Raw genomic sequence first — 15455 nt, 5'->3', positions numbered from 1 at the left:
CGTATTCGATTCCGTACGTCCCGGGGGGAACCCGTATGTCTGTCGCCGGTCTCAGACGGGCCACCCGTGAAACGGTCTCCGGGCTCCCCAGGGAGTTCTGGTGGCTGTGGACCAGCACCCTGGTCAACCGCCTCGGGGCGTTCGTCGCCACCTTCATGGCCCTGTACCTGACGCTGGACCGGGGCTACTCCGCCTCGTACGCCGGTCTGGTCGCCGCGCTGCACGGGCTCGGCGGGGTCGTCTCCTCGCTCGGGGCCGGGGTGATGACGGACCGGTTCGGCCGGCGGCCCACGATGCTGATCGCGCAGCTCTCGACCGCGGTGTCGGTGGCGGTGCTCGGCTTCATGGTCCATCCGGTGGCGATCGCCGCCGTGGCCTTCGTCGTCGGCATGGCCAGCAACGCCTCACGGCCCGCGGTCCAGGCGATGATCGCCGACATCGTCCCCGCCAAGGACCGGGTGCGGGCCTTCTCGCTCAACTACTGGGCGATCAACCTGGGGTTCGCGGTCTCGTCCGCCGGGGCCGGGTTCATCGCCGAGTACAGCTATCTCGCGGGCTTCGTCGGCGAGGCGGTGATGACGCTCGTCTGCGCGGTCGTCGTCTTCATGAAGGTGCCGGAGTCCCGGCCGGAGAAGGCCGTGTCCGCGGTTCCGAACGACGCCGCAGCAGCCGTCTCCTCCGACGACGTGCGTCTCGGCACGGTGCTGCGCGACGGGCGGTTCATGGGTGTCGTCGGCCTGTCGTTCGTGATCGCCCTGATCTTCCAGCAGGGGTACGTGGGGCTGCCGGTGGCCATGGGGGCGGACGGGTTCAGCAGCTCCGACTTCGGTACGGCGGTCGCCGTCAACGGCGTCCTCATCGTGGTGCTGCAGATCCCGGTCACCCGGTTCATCCAGAGCCGCGACCCGCGCCGGCTGCTCGTCGTGTCGTCGCTGCTCGCCGGGTACGGCTTCGGGCTGACGGCCTTCGCCGGATCGGTCGCGGTGTACGCGCTGACCATCTGCGTCTGGACCATCGCCGAGATCGTCAACGCGCCCGTGCAGAACGGCCTGGTCGTCCAGCTCGCACCGGCCCACGGCCGGGGCCGCTACCAGGGCATGTACACCCTGTCCTGGTCGGCGGCGGCGCTCGTCGCCCCGCTGATGTCCGGTGTGGTGATCGACCGCTTCGGGGCCGGCTGGCTGTGGGGGACCTGCGCGGTCCTGGGCACCGCGGCGGCGTTCGGGTACTGGCTGCTGATGCGGAGCCTGCCGCAGGACGGTGCGGCAGAGGCCCCCGCCGCCGTGGCGGAGAGCGGACCGGCCCGCGTCGTGGAGGGCCCCGAGCCGGTCGTGGAGCGGGCGGGCTGACCCGAGCCGGTCGTGGAGCGGGCGGGCTGACCCGGGCCCGTCGTGGAGCGGGCGGGCCGGCCGGGGCCCGGGGGCGCCCCGCGCGGACCGTTCCGCGCGGGGCGCCCGTTGCCGTTGCGCGCGCCCGTCAGCCGGAGCAGCCGCCGCACTGGCACGGGGCTCCGGACTGGCAGCCGCACCCGCAGCCCGATCCACATCCGCAGGCACCGAAGACGCCTCGGTGCGCCACATCGGCGGGTGTCTCCTGCTGGGGTTCGGTCGTGGGGGAATCGGCCATGGTTCCTCCTCAAGGTGTACGACAGGGCCGCATGCCCGCACGGGGCCCACGGCCGGGGCGTACGGACAAGTCGTGCCGCCCCACCCCATTGCATGCCCAGCCGGGCGGGCGCATCAACGGCGCACACGCGCAGGAACACGTGTGCGTATCCCGGCGTCCCGTACGGAGGGCTACGCGCCGTCCACCGGTGTCTGCTGCTGGAGCTCGTCCGCGTGCTCGCCCGTCACCAGGTAGACGACGCGCTTGGCCACCGAGACGGCGTGGTCCGCGAACCGCTCGTAGTAGCGGCCGAGCAGCGTCACGTCGACGGCCGTCTCGATGCCGTGCTTCCAGCGGTCGTCCATCAGGTGCTGGAACAGCGTGCGGTGCAGCAGGTCCATCTCGTCGTCGTCCTGCTCCAGCTGGAGCGCCAGATCGACGTCCTTGGTGATGATCACCTCGGCCGCCTTGGCCATCAGGCGCTGGGCGAGCTGCCCCATCTCCAGGATGGTGGCGTGCAGGTCGTGCGGGACCGCCGACTGCGGGAAGCGCAGCCGGGTCAGCTTGGCCACGTGCTGGGCGAGGTCGCCCGAGCGCTCCAGGTCCGCGCTCATCCGCAGCGAGGTGACCACGATCCGCAGATCGGTCGCCACCGGCTGCTGGCGTGCCAGCAGCGCGATGGCCCTGGCCTCCAGGTCGTGCTGGAGGTCGTCGACCTTCTGGTCCGCGGCGATCACGGTCTCCGCGAGCTTGAGATCGGCGTCGAGCATGGATGTCGTCGCCCGGCCGATCGCCGATCCGACGAGCCGGGCCATCTCGACCAGTCCCTCGCCGATCGAGTCGAGTTCCTCGTGGTACGCGTCACGCATGGATGTCCCTCTCCAGTCCTGAACCGAGTCCGGGGCCGTCTCTGAACCCCACGCTGCCACCGTGACGGGCGTACGCGTCGGGTTCCGACCTGCCAAGTGAACCAACGCTTGCCCCTCGGTGAACTCTGGGCGACGAGTGTTCGGACAGGCACTCGTACGGCTGGGAGAGTGTCCGTCGGGCCGCATAACCTGGAGGCATGGACGTGAACGCGGCGGTCGCCGCAGCTGCAGCGATCGCCGGGGTGTGTACCGGTGTGATCGCCATGCTGGCGTTCCGCTGGAGCGAACGCGACCAGAAGAAACCCACGCGTACGTCCCTGCGGCCCGACAGCGGTGCCCCACTGCCCCCCGGGGTCGACACGGTCCTGTCCGTGCTCAGCTCCTCCGCGGTCGTGCTCGACGAGAGCGACAGCGTCGTCAAGGCCAGCTCCGCCGCGTATGCGCTGGGACTGGTCAGGGGAGGGCGCCTCGCCGTCGAGCCGATGCTGAACATGGCCAGGGACACCCGTCGCGACGGCGAGATACGACAGGTCGAGCTGGATCTCCCGCGGCGCGGTACCGGCCGGGGCGAGGCCCTCGCGGTCTCCGCCCGGGTCGCCCCGCTGGGCTCCCGGCTGGTGCTGCTGCTGGTCGAGGACCTCACGGAGGCCCGCCGCATCGAGGCGGTCCGGCGCGACTTCGTCGCCAACGTCAGCCATGAGCTCAAGACCCCGACCGGTGCGCTGTCCCTGCTCTCGGAGGCCGTCATGGACGCCTCCGACGACCCGGAGGCGGTGGAACGGTTCGCGGGCCGGATGCAGATAGAAGCGACCCGGCTCACCAACCTCGTACAGGAGCTCATCGACCTCTCCCGGGTGCAGAACGACGACCCGCTGGAGGACGCCGAGCCGGTCCGGGTCGACGAGCTCGTCGCCGAGGCCATCGACCGCTGCCGGCAGCAGGCCGGCTCCAAGCAGATCACCATGGCCGCGGGCGGCACCGCCGAGCTCCGCATATGGGGCAACCGCGGCCAGCTCGCCGCCGCACTCGGCAACCTCGTCGAGAACGCCGTCAACTACAGCCCCGCCCGCACCCGCGTCGGCATCGCCGTCCGCCGGGTGGTCGTACCCGGCGGGGACGAGATCGAGATCGCCGTGACCGACCAGGGCTTCGGCATCTCGGAGAAGGACCGGGAACGGGTCTTCGAACGCTTCTACCGCGTCGACCCGGCCCGCTCGCGCGCCACCGGTGGCACCGGCCTCGGCCTCGCCATCGTCAAGCACGTGGCCGCCTCGCACGGCGGGGAGGTCACCGTGTGGAGCTCGGAGGGCCAGGGCTCCACCTTCACCCTGCGGCTGCCCGAAGCGGGCTCCGTACGGGACCGGGACCGCACATCGGGCGGCCCGCTCATCGTCAACGGCGACGAGGCGTCCTGCCCGGACGCCGCACCCGACACTTTTGATTCATTCCCTGCCCCGGAGGCTCTTCCGTGACCCGAGTGCTTGTCGTCGAGGATGAGGAATCCTTCAGCGACGTCCTGTCCTACATGCTCCGCAAGGAAGGCTTCGAGGTGGCCATCGCGGCCACCGGACCCGACGGCCTCGACGAGTTCGAGCGCAACGGCGCCGACCTCGTGCTCCTCGACCTGATGCTGCCCGGCCTGCCCGGCACGGAGGTCTGCCGGCAGCTGCGCAGCAAGTCCAACGTCCCCGTGATCATGGTCACCGCCAAGGACAGCGAGATCGACAAGGTCGTCGGCCTGGAAATAGGGGCCGACGACTATGTGACCAAGCCGTTCTCCTCGCGCGAGCTCGTCGCCCGCATCCGTGCGGTGCTGCGCCGCCGCGGGGAGCCGGAGGAGGTCAGCCCGGCCGCTCTGGAGGCGGGCCCGGTGCGGATGGACGTGGACCGTCACGTCGTCACCGTCTCCGGTGCCAAGGTCGACCTGCCGCTGAAGGAGTTCGACCTGCTGGAGATGCTGCTGCGCAACGCCGGCCGGGTGCTGACCCGGATGCAGCTGATCGACCGGGTCTGGGGCGCGGACTACGTGGGCGACACCAAGACGCTCGACGTCCACGTGAAGCGTCTGCGCGCCAAGATCGAGCCGGACCCGGGCGCCCCGCGGTTCCTCGTGACGGTGCGGGGTCTCGGGTACAAGTTCGAGCCGTAAACCGGCCCACCGCCCTGGACCGGGGCGATACGACAGCAGGTGTGGCTGAGGCGCCTCCCGGACCCGGGAGGCGCCTCAGCCACACCTGCTGTCGTTGTGCGGGGTGTGGTCAGCCCGGCTGCTGCGAGTCGGACGCCGCGTCGCTCGGGGTGGTGGTGTCGCTCTCCGAGGCCGGGGCGGAGGGGCTGCCGGACGCGCCCGGGGTCTCGGACGCGGAACCGGTCGGCGTCGCCTCGGGCGACTCCTGCTGCTCGGGGAGCTTCGGCAGCTTCGGCAGCGAGCTGGGGCCGAAGCCCCTGAAGTAGCTGTCGGAGGGCACGACGGACGCGCCCAGCGAGATGGCACCGGTCCGGCTGAACTTGAAGACCAGCGGCTGCACGTTGCCGTTCTGCGTGGCCTCGTTGCCGTTCTCGATCACGGCGGACGCGTTGTCCGCGCCGCCGAGGACGACCCGGCCGCCGGCCGGTACGACGACCGGCCCCGTGCCCTTGGCGGCGTGCAGCTCCACGGAGCCGCTGCTGCCCGTCAGGGTGATGGCGTCGAGGGTCTCCGCCGTGGAGCCGTTGTTGAACAGCGTGGCGGTGACCACGGCCGGGCCGTTGGCACCGCGCACCGGCTGGGTGACGACGTTCACGTTCTGGATCTTGATGTCGCCGGACGACGTGGCGGCGTTGTCAGGCCTGACTTCGAGCGTCTGCGCGTTCTTGCCGGCTCCGCATGCGGAGAGCGCGGCGATCGAGAACACGATGGCAGTGGCGGCGAGGGCGCCGTGTCGAAGGCTGCGGCTCACGGCGGCGGCAACTCCTTGAACGAGCGGACTTACGGACAGGGGTCGGGCGACGCGGTGTAAAGCCGCCCTAAGGGTGTGTCAGCGGCCAGGTTACCGAGCCGCCGTCCCCGCCCTGCACCCGACCCGCCCCTGACGGCCCCGGGGATCGCGGACCGTCGTACGCGAGATCATTCGTGCCCCGTTCACATAACACGCTTGATCAATTCCGCCGCGCGTTCGCCCCGCGTTCCCCTCGTGCTTCGCGCCGCTGTTCAAGCGGCCGTGGCGCATTCAATGCACATAATCCTCACGGTGCCCGGCGTTGATCAATTTCATTGGCCACCAGTACTTACCGCCGTACGAGTGATCGATCTCTGAACGGAGTACGGAATGTTCATCATCCGGAACCCGGCAAACCGGGACGTCTCGTCACTTCCGAGCGGGTTCCGGCAGGTGTAACGTCCGCGTTTCTGCTCGCCCGCGCAGCCGCTCCGACCTGCGAATACCGTCCTCCGCAAGCCTTCCGCAGCACGTCCCTGTTGCAGTTGTCAAGCCCCGAGATATGCCCTGACCTGCGAAAACGCCATTCAGGAGAAGCAGTTCTCGTGTTACTCTTGATAGCCACGGAAGGGGTACCTGTCACATGACGTTCAAGGTTGGCGACACCGTGGTCTATCCCCATCACGGGGCCGCGCTGATCGAGGCTATCGAAACTCGCCAGATCAAAGGCGTGGACAAGACCTACTTGGTGCTCAAGGTCGCTCAGGGCGACTTGACGGTGCGTGTACCAGCGGACAATGCGGAGTTCGTGGGTGTGCGCGACGTGGTCGGGCAGGAAGGGCTGGACCGGGTCTTCGAGGTGCTGCGCGCACCGTATGCCGAGGAGCCGACGAACTGGTCCCGACGCTACAAGGCAAATCTCGAGAAGCTCGCATCCGGTGATGTCATCAAGGTCGCGGAAGTAGTTCGTGACCTGTGGCGTCGTGAGCGCGAGCGCGGACTCTCCGCAGGTGAGAAGCGCATGCTCGCCAAGGCGCGCCAGATCCTGGTGAGCGAGCTCGCCCTCGCGGAGAACACGAACGAGGACAAGGCCGAGGCTCTCCTCGACGAGGTCCTCGCGTCCTGAACCGGATCGCACCGGTCCTAAATAATGTGCCGCGGTGCCCGCTGACCAGCCGTTTGAACGGTGTGTCGTCGGGCGCTGCGGCATGTCCGGCTGCCCTACGTCGTGACTGCGGCGCGTCCGGTAGTGACACGTCCGGTGTGACACGTCCCCCTGGTGCGTGCCCGACCGAGGTGCGTCGGTACGCGGAATCCGGGCGGCGAAATCCGGACAGGGGGCCCGGTCTGCGGACGCCTGTGGGCGGTGCGGCCCGCCGGACCCGGATGTTCTCCCCGATGCGTCGATGCGTTGGCCTCATCGACGATCCCCCGGTACTTTGCTCGCGATCTTGTGAAGTCGACGTGTGAAGGCCGATCCCGAGCGGCCGGGGTGGTACCTGTCTCGCCCGGGGTCACGGAAAGGGTCCCGGTCGAGTCATGGCGTAGCGCCCGGCTCGATTCTGGCCATACCCACGTCGGCCGGGGAGACAAACATGCCGATGCTTCGGAGTGCAACCGATGTCTGATCAATCGCGTCCTTACCGCACCGCCGCCGTGATTCCAGCGGCCGGCCGCGGCGTACGGCTCGGCCCTGGCGCCCCCAAGGCGCTCCGCGCGCTGGGCGGGACGCCCATGCTCATCCACGCCGTACGGGCGATGGCGGCCTCCCGCCATGTGTCCCTGGTCGTGGTCGTCGCACCGCCGGACGGCGCGCCCGAGGTGCGGAACCTGCTCGACGAGCACGCCCTGCCCGAGCGCACCGAATTCGTCGTCGTGCCCGGCGGCGGGACCCGGCAGCAGTCGGTGAAGCTCGGACTCGACGCGCTGCCCGCCGATGTCCGCGCCGTCCTCGTCCACGACGCGGCCCGCCCGCTCGTGCCCGTCGACACGGTGGACGCGGTGATCGAGGCCGTACGGGACGGGGCGCCCGCCGTCGTCCCCGCGCTGCCGCTCGCCGACACCGTCAAGGAGGTCGAGCCGGGTGCGCCGGGGGAGCCCGAACCGGTTCTCTCCACTCCGGTGCGGGCCCGGCTGCGCGCGGTGCAGACCCCGCAGGGCTTCGACCGCGACACCCTGGTGCGCGCCCATGAGGAGGTCGCCGTCAGTGGCGAGGGCGCGACCGACGACGCGGGCATGGTCGAGCAGCTCGGGGCGCCCGTCGTGGTCGTACCCGGGCACGAAGAGGCGTTCAAGGTGACCCGGCCGCTGGACCTGGTCCTGGCCGAGGCGGTTCTCGCACGCAGGAGGGCGAACGATGGCTTCTGAGGTATCCGACGGGCGCAGCGCACCCGTGATCCCGCTCGTCGGGATCGGCACCGACATCCACGCCTTCGAGGAGGGCCGCGAGCTGTGGTGCGCGGGCCTGCTCTGGGAGGGCGAGGGCCCCGGCCTGGCCGGCCACTCCGACGCCGACGTCGTGGCCCACGCCGCGTGCAACGCGCTCTTCTCGGCCGCCGGTCTCGGCGACCTCGGGCAGCACTTCGGCACCGGACGCCCCGAGTGGTCCGGCGCCGCGGGCGTCACGCTGCTGACCGAGGCGGCCAGGATCGTCCGGTCCGAGGGCTTCGAGATCGGCAACGTGGCCGTCCAGGTCGTCGGCGTACGACCGAAGATCGGCAAGCGGCGCGACGAGGCGCAGAAGGTCCTCTCCGCGGCCGTGGGCGCACCCGTCTCGCTCTCCGCCGCCACCTCCGACGGGCTCGGCTTCACCGGCCGGGGCGAGGGCATCGCCGGCATTGCGACGGCCTTGGTCTACCGCACCGGCTGAGTCGCCCGACGCCGCTCCGGGGGCCTGACCTGGTGGTCCCCGGAGCCCGCGACCTTGTTGCACATCGCTTGCACGTACGCTGGTACGGCAATGACGTGGCGCGCAAGGGACGGTGAAGCTCCGGGATGAGCACGACGACGATCGCTCCGGTACGGGCCGATGCCGACGGGTACCTCCTGCGCACCGCCGGGCCCGCGGACATCGGCGGCGCGCGCGCCGTCATGCTCGACACCGTCTACCGCGACCTGCGCTCCGGTTACGTGCCGCGCTGGCACGCCGACATCATCGACCCCGAGGCCGCCTATCTGCGGCCCGCGCGCTGCACCCTGCTGGTGGCCGAGCGGGACGGCGAGATCGTCGCGACGGGCGCCGTGCGGGACCGGGGCCCCCAGGCGCCGCCCAATCCGCAGTGGGTCGCGGACCGCTTCCCGTCCGGCACCACCGCCCAGCTCTGCCGCATCTACGTCACCCCCGAGCACCGCAGGCACGGGCTCGCTCGCCGGATGGTGCGCGAGCTCTGCGACTTCGTGACGCGGGCCGGCGGCTACGAAGCGGTCTATCTGCACACCGACCCCGCGGTGCCGGGCGCCGAACCGTTCTGGCGGTCGCTGGCGCGCGAGGTGTGCGACGAGCGCGCGCTGCCGGGCGGCGGCCAGGGCATCGTCCACTTCGAACTGCCGCTGCCCCCGAAAGCGCCGCAGCCCCTCCGTTCCACATGACAATCATTTTCATATAAGGTTATTGCCATGCCCACGCCCCGACGCCGTCGCTCCGTGCTGCCGCTGACCCTGTCCGCGACCGCCCTCCTCGTCCCGCTCGCCACCGCCTGCTCAGGCGCCGCGTCCGACGACGCCGCGGACGGCGGGCAACGCCTCCGGGTCGTCATGGCCTTCCCGCCCGCCCAGGCGATGTCCCTCTACGGCGACGACGCCGTCACCCTCAGCCGCCTCGCGGTCATCGAGGGCCTCACCACCCTCGACCGCGACGGCGCGGCCAAGCCCGCACTCGCCGCCTCCTGGAAGCGCGACAGCGCGAAGGAATGGACCTTCACCCTGCGCAAGGCGACCTTCCAGGACGGCACGAAGGTCGACGCGGCCGCCGTCGTACGGTCGCTGAACGCCGCAGAGAAGGCATCGCCGAAGCCCCGCGTCCTGTCCGACACCGGCCTCACCGCGAGCGCCCCGGGCGCCGGAACCGTACGGATCGTCACCGACGAGGCCGACCCGCTGCTGCCCCAGCGCCTCGCCAACCCCTCGCTCACGATCCTGTCCGCCGCCGCCTACGCCGACGGCAAGGTGAACCCGGCCGGACACGCCACCGGCCCCTTCACCCTCGCCGCCGTCAAGGGCGCCGTCAGCGCCACCCTGGAACGCAACGACGCCTACTGGGGCGGCAAGGCCAAGGCCCCCGGCGTCGACGTCACCTTCGTCGCCGACGGCACCGCCCGCGCCAACGCCCTGCGCACCGAAGCCGTCGACGTCGCCGAGTACGTACCCATCTCCCAGGCCTCCCTCCTCGGCGACGGGCTCGTCCACGAGTTCCCCTCCGCCCGCACCAACGGCCTCTCCCTCAACACCGAGCACGGCGTCTTCGCCGACCCCGCAATGCGCGCCGCCGCCCGCGAGGCCATCGACTCCAAGGCCCTCGTCAAGGCCGTCTACGAGGGCCGCGCCGACACCGCGCAGGGCCTCCTCGGCCCCGGCATCCCCTGGGCCGCCGACGCCCGCACCGCCCCCGTCGACCGGGCGAAGGCCGCGGACAAGGCGCAGGTCGCGAAGACGAAGGAGATCGTCCTCGCCACCTACACCAACCGGCCCGAACTCCCCGAGGTCGCCACCGTCGTCCAGCAGCAGCTCAGCAAGCGCGGCTTCACCGTCAAGCAGGTCGTCCGCGACTACGCCCAGCTGGAGGCCGACGCCCTCGCCGGGAAGTACGACGCCTTCATCCAGGCCCGCAACACCCTCCTGGACACCGCCGACCCGGTCTCCTACCTCGCCTCCGACTTCACCTGCGACGGCAGCTTCAACATCTCCCAGCTCTGCGACAAGCGCGTCGACACCGACGTGAACAAGGCCGCGGGCACCGCTGGCACCGACGCCCGCCACACCGCCGCCGCGGCAGCCGAGGCCGACGTCCTCGGCACCGACGCCCTCGTACCGCTGCTCCACGAACGCTTCGTCCAGGGCTACGACGACAGCCGCGTTCGGGGCGTCTCCCTCGACCCCATGGAACGCACCCTCATCACCGCAGACACCCACGTCGGGTGAAGCGCCTCGCCGGCCGGCTCACCGCACTCCTCGCGGTCGTCGCCGTCATCGGACTGCTGCCCCGGCTCACCCGCACCGACCCCGCCCTGACGATCCTGCACGCCCGGTACGCCGACCGGCCGCCCACCGCCGAGACCCTCGACGCCATCCGCGCCGAGACCGGCCTCGACGGCGGGCCCCTCCACGTCCTCGGCAACTGGCTGGCCGGACTCCTCCACGGCGACCTCGGCACCTCCTGGGTCTCCGGACAGCCCGTCGCCCCCGACGCGATATCCGCCCTCGGGGTCTCCCTGACCCTCATGGGCGTCTCCCTCGCCGTCGCCCTCCTGACGGCCGCCGCCCTCGCCGCCCGCACCCTGCGCCGCGGAACGCAGCACCGCATCGTCACCGCCGGAGCGGGCACCGGCGCCGCCGTCCTCGCCGCACTCCCCGAATTCCTCATCGCCGCCGTCCTCGCCGCAGTCGTCGCCGTCCGGCTGGACTGGCTCCCCGCACTCGGCTGGGGCACCCCCGCACAGACCGTGCTGCCCGCCCTCGCCATGGGCATCCCCGCCGGCGCCCTCCTCGGCCGGCTCCTGGACGACGCACTGCCCGCCGCGTTCGCCGAACCCTGGGCCCGCGCCGCCACCGCGGCCGGCCTGCCCGGACACCGCACCGCCCGCCACGCCCTGCGTCGCACCCTGCCCGGACTGCTGCCCCAGCTCGGCATGGTCGTCGTCGGCCTCACCGGCGGAGCCGTCGCCGTCGAAACCCTCTACGCCATTCCCGGGCTCGGCTCCACCGCACTGTCCGCCGCCCTCGCCCAGGACCTCCCCGTCCTCCAGGCCTGCGTCCTGCTCCTCCTGCTCCTCGGCACGGCCGCCGGACTGGCCGCCCGCCTCACCTCCCGCGCCCTGCTCGGCCCCGCCCTGACCGCCGGCGCCCTGCCCGCACTCGTCCCGCCCGCCGCCCGCGCACGCCGGTCCCTGATCACCGGCGCACTCCTCCTCGCCGCACTCTTCGCCGCCGTCACCCTCGCCGGACTCCTGCGCGACCCGCTCCACATCGACGCCGCCGCCCGCCTCGCCGGCCCCTCCGCCGCCCACCCCCTCGGCACGGACTCCCTCGGCCGCGACGTCCTCGCCCGCCTCGGCCACGGCGCCGCCCGCACCGTCCTGACCGCCGTCGCCGTCTCCGCCGCCACCCTGCTCATCGGCCTCGCCCTCGGAGCCGTACGCGCCGGAGCCCTCACCGAGACCGCCAACGCCCTGCCCGCGATCCTCACCGGACTCGTCGTCGCCGGCATCGCGGGCCCCGGCCCCTGGAGCGCCGCAGCCGCCGTCACCGCCGTCGCCTGGGCACCCCTCGCCGCCCACACCGCCGCCCTGTACGCCCAGGAACGCGCCGCCCCCCACCTCACCGCCGCCCGCGCACTCGGCGCCGGACGACTCCACCTGCTGCGCCGCCACCTCCTGCCCGGCGTCCTGCCCCCCGTCGCCCGCCACGCCGTCCTGCGCATCCCCGCCATCGCCCTGGCCCTCGCCTCCCTCGGCTTCCTCGGCCTCGGCACCGCACCCCCCTCACCCGAATGGGGGCGCATGCTCTCCGAAAACCTCCCCTACGCCGAACGCGCCCCCTGGTCCGTCCTCGCCCCCGCCGCCGCACTCGCCGTCCTCGGCGCCCTGGCCGCCCTCACCGCAGCAGCGGTACGAGGCCGTGGAACCCGGAAACGCCCCGCATGAGCTCCACCACCACCCCCTACCTCCGCCTCCTCACCACCACCCAGTTCGCGTTCAACACCGGCTTCTACGCCGTCCTGCCCTACCTCGCCACCCACCTCGGAACCGGCCTCGGCATGGCCGGCTGGCTCATCGGCCTCGTCCTCGGCCTCCGCACCTTCAGCCAGCAGGGCCTCTTCGTCATCGGCGGCGCCCTCACCGACCGCTACGGCCCCCGCCCCGTCGTCCTCACCGGCTGCGCCCTGCGCATCGCGGGCTTCGGCTGGCTGGCCTTCGCCGACTCCACCGCCACCGTCATCGGCGCCGTCCTGCTCACCGGATTCGCCGCCGCACTCTTCTCACCCGCCGTCGAATCCGAAACCGCCCGCGAAGCCGTCCGGCACGAACAGCGCACCGGCACCCCTCGCGCCCACGTACTCGCCCGGTTCTCCGCCGCCGGACAGGCCGGCGCCTTCCTCGGCCCCCTCCTCGGCTCCCTCCTGGTCCTGCTCGACGCCGGCTTCCGGGCCGCCTGCCTCGCCGGCGTCCTCGTCTTCGTCGCCGTCCTCGCCGGACACGCCCGGCACATGCCGCACCGCGCCCCCGTCACCCGGACGGCCGCACACCGCGGCGCGCTGCGCCACGTCTTCGCCCGCCGCCCGTTCCTGCTGCTCTGCCTCGCGTACAGCAGCTACCTCGTCGCGTACAACCAGCTCTACCTCTCGCTGCCCGCCGAGGTGCAGCGCACCACCGGATCGCAGGCCGCCCTCGGCTGGTTCTTCGCCCTCTCCTCCCTCCTCGTCGTCCTCGCCCAGCTGCCCCTGACCCACTGGTCCGCCCAACGGCTCGCCCCGCGCACCGCCCTCGTCGCCGGCCTCGCCACCGTCGCCGCCGGATTCGCCGCCGTACCCCTGACCCCGGCCGGCCCCGCCGGACTGCTGCCCCCGGCCGCCCTCGTCGTCCTCCTCACCCTCGGCCAGATGCTCCTCGTGCCCGCCGCCCGCGGCCTCGTACCCGACCTCGTCGACGACCGGCACCTGGGCCTGGCCACCGGAGCGCTCTCCTCCGTCTCCGGCCTCGCCGTCCTCGGAGGCAGCGCCGCCACCGGCGCCCTCCTCGACGCCCCCGCACCCGCCCGCTGGGCCGTCCTCGCCGCCATTCCCCTCACGGGCGCCGCCCTGGCACTGACCCTTCCGAGGGGCGTCGACGGGAAGCGGGGCGGAGGGCGAGAGGTTGGGGTAGGCCTGAAGGCATCACCGACCCGCTCAGGAGGACGTACGCCATGACCGCCGCACTCTCCCCCGAACTCAAGGCACTGCTCGACACCCCGGTCTTTGTCACCGTGGCCACCGTCCAGCCCGACGGCAGCCCCCAGGTGTCCCCGGTCTGGGTGAAGCGGGACGGCGACGACGTCCTCATCTCCACCACCACCGGCCGCCGCAAGGAACAGAACCTCGCCCGCGACCCCCGCGTCTCCGTCGTCGTCCAGCCCTTCGACGCCCCGTACACCTACGCCGAGATCCGCGGCACCGCCAGCCTCACCACCGAAGGCGGACAGGAACTCATCGACGAGCTGTCACAGAAGTACACCGGCAAGAAGTACGCCGACTTCAACCCCGCATCCGCCGACGACGACCCCCGTGTCGTCGTCCGGATCACGCCCCGGAAGGTCGTCGGAGGCGTCTGAACGCCCCGGACGATCACCCGTTACGGCTCCGGCCCGCCCGGAGCCGTAACAACTGTCCACGCAATCGCCCAAGGGGTCGCTGGGCACTGGTGCGCGCCCACTACCCTTGAGGCGTGACTATTCGCCTGTACGACACCAGCGCCCGGCAGATCCGTGACTTCGTCCCGCTCACAGCGGGCTGCGTCTCGATCTACCTCTGTGGCGCTACTGTCCAGGCCGCCCCGCACATCGGGCACATCAGGTCCGGACTGAACTTCGACATCATGCGCCGCTGGTTCGCCTACCGCGGCTACGACGTGACGTTCGTCCGGAACGTCACCGACATCGACGACAAGATCATCAACAAGTCGGCCGAACAGGGCCGCCCGTGGTGGGCCATCGGCTACGAGAACGAGCGCGCGTTCAACGACGGCTACGCCGCGCTCGGCTGCCTGCCGCCCACCTACGAACCCCGCGCCACCGGCCACATCACCGAGATGATCGAGATGATGCGCGGCCTCATCGAGCGCGGCCACGCCTACGCGGCCGACGGCAACGTCTACTTCGACGTCCGCTCGTTCCCCGGCTACCTGGAGCTCTCCAACCAGGACCTCGACGACCTGCGCCAGCCCTCCGGCGACAACGAGACCGGCAAGCGGGACAAGCGCGACTTCGCCATGTGGAAGGCGTCCAAGCCCGGCGAGCCCAGCTGGGAGACCCCCTGGGGCCGCGGCCGCCCCGGCTGGCACCTCGAATGCTCCGCCATGGCCCACAAGTACCTCGGCACCGCCTTCGACATCCACGGCGGCGGCATCGACCTGATCTTCCCGCACCACGAGAACGAGATCGCCCAGGCCAAGGCCTTCGGCGACGAGTTCGCGAAGTACTGGGTGCACAACGGCTGGGTCACCATGTCCGGCGAGAAGATGTCGAAGTCGCTCGGCAACTCCGTCCTCGTCAGCGAGATGGTCAAGGCCTGGCGCCCCATCGTGCTGCGCTACTACCTCGGCACCCCGCACTACCGGTCGATGATCGAGTACAGCGAGGAGGCCCTGCGCGAAGCCGAGTCCGCGTTCGCCCGCATCGAAGGCTTCGTCCAGCGCGTCACCGAGAAGGCCGGCGAGACCGTCGCCCCCGCCGCCGAGGTGCCGCCCGCCTTCGCCGAGGCGATGGACGACGACCTGGGCGTCCCGCAGGCCCTCGCGATCGTCCACACCACGGTCCGCCAGGGCAACTCCGCCCTCGCCGCCGACGACAAGGAAGCCGCCGTCGCACGCCTCGCCGAGGTCCGTGCCATGCTCGGTGTCCTCGGACTCGACCCGCTCGACGACCACTGGGCCGGCGAGAGCGACCGCGGCGACGACCTCCACGGCGTCGTCGACACCCTCGTACGCCTCGTCCTCGACCAGCGCCAGTCGGCACGCGAGCGCAAGGACTGGGCCTCGGCCGACGCCATCCGCGACCAGCTCAACCAGTCCGGCCTCGTCATCGAGGACAGCCCGACCGGACCACGGTGGACACTCGGCCCGCGCCAGTAGTCCTCCATGTGCCGCCCGGCCCGCCG

Annotated in this window: 14 protein-coding genes; 12 read left to right on the top strand and 2 right to left on the bottom strand. The window is 71.7% G+C overall.

Annotated elements, in window-relative coordinates:
- The first annotated feature begins 35 nt into the window (after positions 1-35).
- Positions 36-1349, top strand: coding sequence for an MDR family MFS transporter (locus OG912_RS14655; RefSeq protein WP_327709714.1), 1314 nt, complete (start codon positions 36-38; stop codon positions 1347-1349).
- Positions 1350-1796: 447 nt separating this feature from the next.
- Here the strand turns inward: OG912_RS14655 and phoU are convergent, their stop codons facing one another.
- On the bottom strand, positions 1797-2474 hold the full coding sequence (gene phoU / locus OG912_RS14650; protein WP_326737734.1) for a phosphate signaling complex protein PhoU: 678 nt from the start codon (positions 2472-2474) through the stop codon (positions 1797-1799).
- Between the two features lie 197 nt (positions 2475-2671).
- Here phoU and OG912_RS14645 point away from each other — a divergent pair, with 197 nt between their 5' ends.
- Both OG912_RS14645 and OG912_RS14640 read left to right on the top strand, forming a co-directional pair.
- Positions 2672-3946, top strand: coding sequence for a sensor histidine kinase (locus OG912_RS14645; RefSeq protein WP_326737735.1), 1275 nt, complete (start codon positions 2672-2674; stop codon positions 3944-3946).
- Entirely contained in the window at positions 3943-4623 is a 681-nt protein-coding gene (locus OG912_RS14640) for a response regulator transcription factor (protein WP_327709713.1), read from the top strand. The genes OG912_RS14645 and OG912_RS14640 overlap by 4 nt, the downstream gene beginning before the upstream one ends.
- 109 nt (positions 4624-4732) lie before the next feature.
- Here the strand turns inward: OG912_RS14640 and OG912_RS14635 are convergent, their stop codons facing one another.
- On the bottom strand, positions 4733-5413 hold the full coding sequence (locus OG912_RS14635; protein WP_327709712.1) for a DUF461 domain-containing protein: 681 nt from the start codon (positions 5411-5413) through the stop codon (positions 4733-4735).
- Between the two features lie 622 nt (positions 5414-6035).
- Here OG912_RS14635 and OG912_RS14630 point away from each other — a divergent pair.
- The 9 genes from OG912_RS14630 (at position 6036) to cysS (ending at position 15429) form a co-directional block, all read left to right on the top strand.
- The gene (locus OG912_RS14630) at positions 6036-6518 is read left to right on the top strand and encodes a CarD family transcriptional regulator (RefSeq protein WP_006380568.1); all 483 of its coding nucleotides are present in this window, start codon (positions 6036-6038) and stop codon (positions 6516-6518) included.
- Positions 6519-7012: 494 nt separating this feature from the next.
- Positions 7013-7759 carry a 2-C-methyl-D-erythritol 4-phosphate cytidylyltransferase gene (gene ispD / locus OG912_RS14625; RefSeq protein ID WP_327709711.1) on the top strand — a complete coding sequence of 249 codons (747 nt, stop codon included), beginning with the start codon at positions 7013-7015 and terminating at the stop codon, positions 7757-7759.
- The gene (ispF, locus tag OG912_RS14620) at positions 7749-8261 is read left to right on the top strand and encodes a 2-C-methyl-D-erythritol 2,4-cyclodiphosphate synthase (protein WP_327709710.1); all 513 of its coding nucleotides are present in this window, start codon (positions 7749-7751) and stop codon (positions 8259-8261) included. The genes ispD and ispF overlap by 11 nt, the downstream gene beginning before the upstream one ends.
- A 125-nt stretch (positions 8262-8386) precedes the next feature.
- The gene (locus OG912_RS14615; protein ID WP_327709709.1) at positions 8387-8980 is read left to right on the top strand and encodes a GNAT family N-acetyltransferase; all 594 of its coding nucleotides are present in this window, start codon (positions 8387-8389) and stop codon (positions 8978-8980) included.
- Positions 8981-9007: 27 nt separating this feature from the next.
- Positions 9008-10528, top strand: coding sequence for an ABC transporter substrate-binding protein (locus tag OG912_RS14610; protein ID WP_327709708.1), 1521 nt, complete (start codon positions 9008-9010; stop codon positions 10526-10528).
- Positions 10525-12249, top strand: coding sequence for an ABC transporter permease subunit (locus OG912_RS14605; RefSeq protein WP_327709707.1), 1725 nt, complete (start codon positions 10525-10527; stop codon positions 12247-12249). The genes OG912_RS14610 and OG912_RS14605 overlap by 4 nt, the downstream gene beginning before the upstream one ends.
- Complete coding sequence (locus OG912_RS14600; protein WP_327709706.1) at positions 12246-13511, top strand: MFS transporter; 1266 nt, start codon at positions 12246-12248, stop codon at positions 13509-13511. Before OG912_RS14605 ends, OG912_RS14600 begins: the two co-directional genes overlap by 4 nt.
- Positions 13508-13912, top strand: a complete 405-nt coding sequence (locus tag OG912_RS14595; RefSeq protein ID WP_327709705.1) for a PPOX class F420-dependent oxidoreductase — start codon at positions 13508-13510, stop codon at positions 13910-13912. The genes OG912_RS14600 and OG912_RS14595 overlap by 4 nt, the downstream gene beginning before the upstream one ends.
- Before the next feature lie 113 nt (positions 13913-14025).
- Positions 14026-15429 (top strand): cysteine--tRNA ligase, encoded by a 1404-nt coding sequence (cysS, locus tag OG912_RS14590; protein WP_326737745.1) that lies wholly within the window; start codon positions 14026-14028, stop codon positions 15427-15429.
- Positions 15430-15455: the final 26 nt, after the last annotated feature.

The sequence above is a fragment of the Streptomyces sp. NBC_00464 genome (genome assembly GCF_036013915.1).
Classification (GTDB): Bacteria; Actinomycetota; Actinomycetes; order Streptomycetales; family Streptomycetaceae; genus Streptomyces.
Note: the sequence above shows the minus strand (reverse complement) of the source record. Positions and strands in the feature narration are given on the sequence as shown.

Excerpts from the sequence above, each read along its gene's own strand:
- ispF (WP_327709710.1), top strand. The coding sequence starts at position 7,749 with ATGGCTTCTGAGGTATCCGACGGGCGCAGCGCACCCGTGATCCCGCTC.
- phoU (WP_326737734.1), bottom strand. The coding sequence starts at position 2,474 with ATGCGTGACGCGTACCACGAGGAACTCGACTCGATCGGCGAGGGACTG.
- OG912_RS14595 (WP_327709705.1), top strand. The coding sequence starts at position 13,508 with ATGACCGCCGCACTCTCCCCCGAACTCAAGGCACTGCTCGACACCCCG.
- OG912_RS14600 (WP_327709706.1), top strand. The coding sequence starts at position 12,246 with ATGAGCTCCACCACCACCCCCTACCTCCGCCTCCTCACCACCACCCAG.
- OG912_RS14615 (WP_327709709.1), top strand. The coding sequence starts at position 8,387 with ATGAGCACGACGACGATCGCTCCGGTACGGGCCGATGCCGACGGGTAC.
- OG912_RS14630 (WP_006380568.1), top strand. The coding sequence starts at position 6,036 with ATGACGTTCAAGGTTGGCGACACCGTGGTCTATCCCCATCACGGGGCC.
- OG912_RS14610 (WP_327709708.1), top strand. The coding sequence starts at position 9,008 with ATGCCCACGCCCCGACGCCGTCGCTCCGTGCTGCCGCTGACCCTGTCC.
- OG912_RS14645 (WP_326737735.1), top strand. The coding sequence starts at position 2,672 with ATGGACGTGAACGCGGCGGTCGCCGCAGCTGCAGCGATCGCCGGGGTG.
- OG912_RS14655 (WP_327709714.1), top strand. The coding sequence starts at position 36 with ATGTCTGTCGCCGGTCTCAGACGGGCCACCCGTGAAACGGTCTCCGGG.
- ispD (WP_327709711.1), top strand. The coding sequence starts at position 7,013 with ATGTCTGATCAATCGCGTCCTTACCGCACCGCCGCCGTGATTCCAGCG.